At 69.4% G+C, this 7,662-nt stretch carries 7 protein-coding genes and 1 pseudogene; 5 read left to right on the top strand and 3 right to left on the bottom strand.

What is annotated here, in order from left to right; translation table 11 throughout:
• A partial coding sequence (gene mdoH / locus ACILQR_RS14470; RefSeq protein WP_395652094.1) for a glucans biosynthesis glucosyltransferase MdoH occupies positions 1 to 1,057 on the top strand: 1,057 nt, incomplete at its 5' end.
• 30 nt (positions 1,058 to 1,087) lie between these two features.
• Here the strand turns inward: mdoH and ACILQR_RS14465 are convergent.
• Entirely contained in the window at positions 1,088 to 3,238 is a 2,151-nt protein-coding gene (locus ACILQR_RS14465) for a malate synthase G (protein WP_395652093.1), read from the bottom strand.
• 96 nt (positions 3,239 to 3,334) lie between these two features.
• Positions 3,335 to 3,769: a hypothetical protein gene (locus ACILQR_RS14460; RefSeq protein ID WP_395652092.1), complete on the bottom strand. Its 435-nt coding sequence runs from the start codon at positions 3,767 to 3,769 to the stop codon at positions 3,335 to 3,337.
• Between the two features lie 131 nt (positions 3,770 to 3,900).
• Here ACILQR_RS14460 and ACILQR_RS14455 point away from each other — a divergent pair, with 131 nt between their 5' ends.
• The 4 genes and pseudogenes from ACILQR_RS14455 to ACILQR_RS14440 all read left to right on the top strand — a co-directional run bounded on the left by ACILQR_RS14455 (position 3,901) and on the right by ACILQR_RS14440 (position 6,823).
• On the top strand, positions 3,901 to 4,134 hold the full coding sequence (locus ACILQR_RS14455) for a hypothetical protein (protein ID WP_395652091.1): 234 nt from the start codon (positions 3,901 to 3,903) through the stop codon (positions 4,132 to 4,134).
• Between the two features lie 18 nt (positions 4,135 to 4,152).
• Positions 4,153 to 4,590, top strand: a pseudogene (locus tag ACILQR_RS14450) (DUF1345 domain-containing protein).
• A gap of 78 nt (positions 4,591 to 4,668) precedes the next feature.
• On the top strand, positions 4,669 to 6,114 hold the full coding sequence (gene tldD, locus ACILQR_RS14445; protein ID WP_395652090.1) for a metalloprotease TldD: 1,446 nt from the start codon (positions 4,669 to 4,671) through the stop codon (positions 6,112 to 6,114).
• A gap of 115 nt (positions 6,115 to 6,229) precedes the next feature.
• Positions 6,230 to 6,823, top strand: coding sequence for a hypothetical protein (locus ACILQR_RS14440; protein WP_395652089.1), 594 nt, complete (start codon positions 6,230 to 6,232; stop codon positions 6,821 to 6,823).
• Here the strand turns inward: ACILQR_RS14440 and ACILQR_RS14435 are convergent.
• On the bottom strand, positions 6,817 to 7,662 hold an 846-nt coding region (locus ACILQR_RS14435; RefSeq protein ID WP_395652088.1), incomplete at its 5' end, for a TraB/GumN family protein. The genes ACILQR_RS14440 and ACILQR_RS14435 overlap by 7 nt on opposite strands.

Genomic DNA, 7,662 nt, shown 5'->3' with positions numbered 1-7,662 from the left:
CGTCGCCGCCGCCGGACTGGCCTGGTGGACGGGGTCCGAAGGCTCCTATTGGGGTCACAACGCCATCCTGCGCACCCGCGCCTTCGCCGAGGCCGCCGGCCTGCCGGTCCTGCCGGGCAAGAAGCCGTTCGGCGGCCATATCATGAGCCATGACGTGGTCGAGGCCGCCCTGCTGCGCCGCGCCGGCTGGGGCGTCCATGTCACCGCCGCCCTGGACGGGTCGTGCGAAGAGACCCCGCCGACCATCACCGACTTCGTGCGCCGCGAGCACCGCTGGTGCCAGGGCAACCTGCAACACCTGGCCCTGCTGGGCGCGCCGGGCCTGACGGGCGCCAGCCGGACCCAGCTGTTCATGGGCGTGCTGGCCTATCTGGCCTCGCCCCTGTGGTTCGCCTCGCTGGTGACCGGGCTGGTGATCCAGCTCTACTATCCGATCGACTGGGCCTCGTTCTTCTACTTCCTGAAGCCCCAGTTCACGCCCTTCATGCTGGCCTCGGTGCTGGCGGGCGTGCTGCTGATCGGGCCCAAGATCATGGGGGCGGTGCTGGTGCTGTCGCGTCCGCGCGAGCGCCGGGCCTTCGGCGGCGGACGCCAGATCGTCAAGGGGATGATGGCCGAGATCTTCCTGTCGGCCACGCTCGCCCCGATCTTCATGGTCGCCAACACGGTCGCCGTGACCAAGATCCTGATCGGTCAGGACGCCGGCTGGCACTGCCAGCAGCGCGACGCCGACGGCGTGTCGTGGAAGGACGCCTTCCGCTCGATGCGCTGGCAGATGGGCACGGGTCTGGCCTTCTGTGCCGCCCTCGCCTTCCGGCCGGACCTGGCCACCTTCTTCATCCCGATCGTCGGTCCGCTGCTGCTGGCCGCCCCGATCGTGGTCTGGACCTCGCGCCGCGCCTCGGGCAAGGCCTTCGCCCGCAACGGCTTCCTGGTCACGCCCAAGGGCGACGAACAAAGCGCCACACCGTCCGTCCTGCACGGCCCGGTCCGGCCGAGCCCCCTGACCGACGGCGTCCGCGTCGCGGCCCTGCGCGCGGCGATGCAGAACGCTTAATCCGATCCTTCTCCCCTTGGGGAAGGAGGATCAGCGTGCCGCCTTCACCCGCCGCCGGAACGCGTGGAGCAGCGGCTCGGTGTATCCGTTGGGCTGCTCCACCCCCTCGAACACGAGCGCCCGCGCCGCCTGATAGGCCAGGCCGTCCGTGTCCGACGCCATCGGCCGGTACAACGGGTCACCCGCGTTCTGGCCGTCCACCTTGGCCGCCATCCGCAGGAAGGCGGCATCGACCTGCTCGGCCGTGCAGACCCCGTGCAGCAGCCAGTTGGCGATATGCTGGGACGAGATCCGCAGCGTCGCACGGTCTTCCATCAGGCCGATGTCGTGGATGTCGGGCACCTTGGAACACCCCACCCCCTGGTCGATCCAGCGCACCACATAGCCGAGGATGCCCTGCGCATTGTTGTCCAGTTCATCGGCGATATCCTGTTCCGACCAGTTCCCGCCGACCGCCAGCGGCGGCGTCAGCAGGTCGGTCAGGCCGGGGATCGGCCGCGTCGCGACCTCCTTCTGGACCGCGAACACATTGACCGCGTGATAGTGCAGGGCATGCAGGGTCGCCGCTGTCGGGCTGGGCGTCCAGGCCGTATTGGCCCCGGTCCGGGGGTGACCGATCTTCTGCTCCAGCATGTCGGCCATCCGGTCGGGCGCCGCCCACATGCCCTTGCCGATCTGGGCCCGGCCCGACAGCCCGCACGCCAGGCCGATGCCGACATTGCGCGCCTCATACGCCGCGATCCAGGCCGATCCCTTGACCTCGGCCTTGCGGATCATCGGTCCGGCCTGCATGGCCGTGTGGATCTCGTCGCCGGTGCGGTCCAGGAAGCCGGTGTTGATGAAGACGATCCGGTCCTTCACCGCATGGATGCAGGCGGCCAGGTTGGCGGACGTGCGCCGCTCCTCGTCCATCACCCCGACCTTGATCGTGTGCCGCGCCAGACCCAGCAGGTCCTCGACCGCGTCGAACAGCCGGTTCGTGAAGCCGCACTCCTCGGGCCCATGCATCTTGGGCTTGACGATATAGACCGAGCCCGCAGCCGAGTTCACGAACCCGCCCAGACGCTGAAGGTCGTAGATCGCGATCAGTGAGGTTACGATCGCATCGAGAATCCCCTCCGGCGCCTCGGTCCCGTCCGCCAGCATCACCGCTGGATTGGTCATCAGATGGCCGACGTTCCTCACGAACAGCAGGGACCGCCCCTTCAGCACCACCTCGCCGCCGTCAGGTCCGGTCAGCACGCGATCCGGCTCCAGCGTCCGCGTCAGGGTCTGACCGCCCTTCTGGAACGAGGCCGCCAGATCACCCTTCATCAGCCCCAGCCAGTTGCGATAGGCCTCGACCTTGTCGGCCGCATCCACCGCCGCGACGGAGTCCTCCAGGTCGCAGATCGTCGACAGGGCCGATTCCAGCACCACGTCGCTGATCCCCGCTGGGTTGGTCCGCCCGATCGGATGGTCGGCGTCGAACACCACCTCGATATGCAGGCCATTGTGCCGGAACACGCGCGAGCGGTCGGTCTTGCCGAGGTACTGGCCGGGATCGCGGATCGCGATGCCCTGATGCACGTCCGTCAGATCGGCCCACGACCCCTGCGCCAGCGGAACCGCCTCATCCAGGAACGCCTTGGCCCGCGCCACGACCTTCGCCCCGCGCGCCGCATCATAAGGCCCCGAGACCGGTGCCTCACCCAGCGCGTCGGTGCCGTAAAGCGCGTCGTACAGGCTGCCCCACCGCGCATTGGCCGCGTTCAGCAGGAACCGCGCGTTCAGGATCGGCACCACCAGCTGCGGCCCCGCCAGGGTCGCCAGCTCTGGATCGACATTCTCGGTCGTGATCTGGAACGGCGCGGGCTCATCAACCAGATAACCGATCTCCCTGAGAAACGCCTCTTGTTCGCCTACCGTCTCGCGCGCGGCGCTCGACTGCTTGAGGCCGGTCGCCACGGGGTCGCTCGCCTGCCCGCGCCGCCCGCGATACCAGTCGTCGATCTGCAACTGAAGCGCATCGCGCCGCGCCAGCAGGGCCAGATTCTCCGGCGCGAACCGGCCGAACACATCCGCCGCCCCGGCCCAGAATTCCATAGCTGCGATCCCGAGCCCGGGCAGCACCTCGGTCTCGACGAAGGCGGCGAGTTCCGGCGCGACGCCCAGTCCGGCGCGGTCGAGATAGTCGGTCATGTGGATGTCCCAGAGACGGTGCGGATCGTCCCTGTAACATTCCGTGATGACGCGGGGGAAGTCGAGGATTTTCCCGCGTGCGCCGAGGCCGGCTCGCTATTTCGCCTCGGCTCCGCTCAGGACGGCATCGCAATCGCGTCCTGAATACAGGCCGTTCATATAGTACCAGCGTTGCCGCGCGATGACCCGCTCGGCTTCGCGGCGCTCGGCTTCGCGGCGGGCCATCGCGCCCATGGCATTGCCGAGCAGGCCTAGGCCCGGCACGGCGCGGCCGGCCCCCGACATCAGCGCCCCCTGCATCGCGACACTGGTCGCCGCGTTGATCGCCTGTTCCGACGAGAAGACGCCGCCCTCGGGCGCGCCGCCCAATGTACCGGCCAGCTCGTTGGCGTTCTGGACGATCTGCTGACAGGTCAGGCTGGTGTCGCCGACCTGGATGATCGCACCCTGCTGCGCCACCGCCGGCGAGACGCCGCCGACCAGAGTCACCGCCGCAGCCACGCCCGCCGCCCATTTCCGAGCCAAAGTCATGTCAATCCTCCCCGTTCGCGCCCATCGCGACGTGATGGACCCTAATCCTCCGCCCTGTTCGTCGGCACTGACGATGCCTGACCGAGGTGAGGGGCTGGTCTTTCGGCGACTGCGCGCCCACCCTTCCGGGAATGACCGTCCCGTTCCGCATCCTGCGCCTTCACTGGGTTCTGCTGCTTGCCCTGGCGGTCGCCGTTGCGGTGGGGATCGTGACGCCGGACCAGTGGCGCTGGCCCATGCGCACGGCCGCCGGATGGGACGCCGGGGTCGCCCTCTATCTCGTCATCACGATCATTCGGCTGGCCCGGACGGGATCGACAGACGGGATTCGCCGACGCGCCGCCGCGCTGGACGACGCCGGTTAGGCGGTCCTTCCGCTCAGTCTGCTGGCAGCGATCGCCAGCATCGCCATCGTGGTCGGAGAGGCCGCGACGGCCCCGGAATCCCGCGCCGCCTCGACTGCGGCCCTGTTTCTGACCACGGTCGCCCTGTCATGGTGTTTCATCCACCTAATCTTCGCCCAGCACTATGCGCGCGGCTTCTAAGGGCCCGGCGAAACAGGGGCCGACGACGCGGGGGCCGACGACACGTCGCAAAGCCGTCGCGGCGGGCTGATTTTCCCGGGCGAGGACGACCCCGACTACTGGGACTTCATGCATTTCGCCCTGATCATCGGCGTGGCGTGCCAAACGGCCGACGTTCAGATCGCCGACCGCCGCCTGCGCCGCGTCGCCTCGATCCACAGCGTCACGGCCTTCGTCTTCAACACCGTGATCCTGGCGCTAGGCGTCAATTTCGCCGTCAGCCTGCTGGGGTCGTAGGCGCGCAGCGCGCACTTCAGCCTGCCTGATCTTCGCGCCCGCCGTGACGAACCGCCTTTGAGGCCCTATCTAGGGTTCATGACCATCGCCGTTCCTCAGCCGCCCATCCTCGACACCGCCATTCTCGATGCGGGGGGCGTCGACCCTTCAGAAGCCCTGTCGATCCTGCAGGGGGCGCTGCACGGAGCCGATGACGGCGAGCTGTTCCTCGAACGATCGGAGTCCGAATCCCTGGTCTTCGACGACGGCCGGTTGAAATCCGCCGCCTATGACGCCTCGGAAGGGTTCGGCCTTCGGGTCGTGGCGGGCGAGACCGCCGGGTATGCCCACGCCAACGAGATCTCTGCCGCCGCGATGCGCCGCGCCGCCGATAGCGCCTCCCTGGCCAAGGCCGGCCACGCGGGCGTCTCCGCCGAGGGGCCGCGCGCGACCAACCAGAAACTCTATGACGCCGTCGATCCCCTCGCCTCCCCGGCCTTCTCGGACAAGATCGCCCTGCTCAGCGAGATCGACGCCTGGGCCCGGGCCCGCGATCCGCGCGTGGTCCAGGTCTCGGCCTCCATCGTCGGCGAGCGTCGCCAGATCGAGATCCTGAGGGCCGACGGCCTGACGGTGCGCGACCTCCGCCCCCTAGTCCGGCTGAACGTCTCGGTCACGGTCGAACGCGACGGCCGCCGCGAAAGCGCCTCGTCCGGCGCCGGCGGTCGCGCCGGGTTCGAGACCTGGATCGCGCCCGATCGCTGGCAGGGTCAGGTCGACGAGGCCCTGCGTCAGGCCCTGGTCAACCTCGACACCGTCGACTGCCCGGCCGGAGAGATGGACGTGGTCCTGGGCGCCGGTTGGCCCGGCGTCCTGCTGCACGAAGCCATCGGCCACGGCTTCGAGGGCGATTTCCACAGGAAGGGCTCGTCGGTCTTCACCGGCATGATGGGCAAGCGGGTCGCAGCGCCGGGCGTCACCGTCGTCGATGACGGCTCGATCGCCGGCCGACGCGGCTCCCTGTCCGTCGATGACGAAGGCACGCCGACCTCGCGCACCGTCCTGATCGAGGACGGCATCATGGTCGGGCTGATGAACGACCGGCTGAGCGCCCGTCAGCTGGGGCAGCGCGCCACCGGCAACGGTCGCCGCCAGTCCTTCGCCCACGTCCCTATGCCGCGCATGACCAACACCTTCATGGAAGGCGGCCGCGACAAGCAGGCCGACATGATCGCCTCCACGAAGCGCGGGCTGTTCGCCGCGAATTTCGGTGGCGGCCAGGTGGACATCACCAACGGCAAGTTCGTCTTTCAATGCACCGAGGCCTATCTGATCGAGGACGGCAGGATCACCGCCCCGGTGCGTGGTGCCACCCTGATCGGTGACGGCGCGACGGCCTTGCAGAACGTCAGCATGATCGGCGACGACTTCGCCTTCGATCCCGGCGTCGGGGTCTGCGGCAAGGCGGGGCAAGGCGTCCCGGTCGGCATCGGCCAGCCCTCGCTGAAGATCGGCGGCCTGACGGTCGGCGGCACGGCGGTTTAGGTTCAGGCGACGCGGGTCGGTCAGGAACCGCCACCCCGTCGCCGCATTGTTGACGGCAAGCGTTGACGACAGGGCGGACAAACGGGCTCAACGGGCTCTCATCGGAGGCGACGTCATGTCCCATCCCCTTCTCGACCGGCTCAGCGAGCCCAGAGTTCGCTGGTGGATCGCGGGCGGCGTCGCCGTGCTGGCCCTGACTCTGGGTGGGTTCGCCATGACCAACCGTGGCGCTGCCGACGCTGAATCTGCCACCGGCCCCGCCCTCAATATCGCCGTGGTTCCGCCGGTGGAGCGCGAGGTCCAGCCCGGCGATGTGATGGACGTCGGCGCCCTGAACAACGGCTTCGACGGGCGGATGCCCGAGCCCGTGGCGAACGAGAACCCCGACTACGACGCCGAACAGCCCGCCTATGTGGAAGACGACTGGCGCGCCGACGATCGCGAGCCGCCCCGTTACAGTGACCGGGGCTATGACGACCGGGCTCGCTACGATGAACCGGCCCCGCGCCAGGATGACCGTCGCGACGACTATCAGCCCCGCCCCCTGGCCTTCGGTTTCGACGCCCCCCGCCCCGACTGGCGCGCCGAACGCGAGGCCCGTCGCGCCGCGATGGAGGCCCGGATGGAGGCCCGCGCCCGCGAGGACGCCGACCGCCGCGTCTATTCCTCTTCGGGCGGCAGGCTGTCGCGCGACAGCGAGTTCTACTGAACCCCGTCAGACTTCCACACCGGCCCGACCACCTCCAGCCCCTGGGCCTCCAGCTGGTCCAGCACCCCGCCCGGCTCGGCCAGGATGCGTAACGGTGCGACCGCCAGGGTGACGCCCAGCTCGCCCAGCGCGGCCGTCGCGGCTTCGGCCCACTGGGTCCGCAGCACGGGCGCGATCTCCGGATCGCCTGACGGCCAGCAGACGTTCAGCGCCTTGTCCAGCGGCGTGGCCAGCACATCGGGCACCCGCAGCGACCGCCATGCCTCGACCCGCGCCATGGCCCCCGCCGGCCCCGCCTCCGCCGCCGCGATCGCCGCCTCGATACAGGGCAGGTAGACCGACGGCGGCTGGGTGATCAGGTTGTCGATCAGCTCGTCGCCGCGCACGACCCCCACCGGCTTTCCATCGACATCGGCCTCTCGCGCCGCACGCCGCACCGCATCGGTCGCGCCCCGACCGCGCCGGTCCAGCCCCGCCTTCTCCAGCAGATCGAACCCCAGGGCGACGAAGCTCTGGGTGCGCCACCGGTCGCCGCGCTCGCCCGCCATCACCGTCTCCAGCCGCGCCTGCAGTTCGGGCGACAGATAGTCGGCGCTGGTCGTGCCATTGGGCAGGTTGGCGATGGTCCGCATCCGCCAGACCAGCCGCAGCAGGTCGCTGATCGAGGCCTCGGCCTGGACCGGATAGAGGATCCGCTGCGACCGCGCCGTCGCCGCTTCCAGCGCCTCGGGCCGCCAGTCGAAGTCGCGCGGCACCCCGCCGATGGCTCCGACGAGGATGACGGTAGATCCGCCCTGCTCGACCTGCCAGATCGGCGACCCCGCCCGGCGGGCGGTGAC

It is taken from the genome of Brevundimonas sp. (genome assembly GCF_044239655.1).
Taxonomy (GTDB): domain Bacteria; phylum Pseudomonadota; class Alphaproteobacteria; order Caulobacterales; family Caulobacteraceae; genus Brevundimonas.
This window is presented reverse-complemented; position numbering and strand designations above follow the sequence as displayed.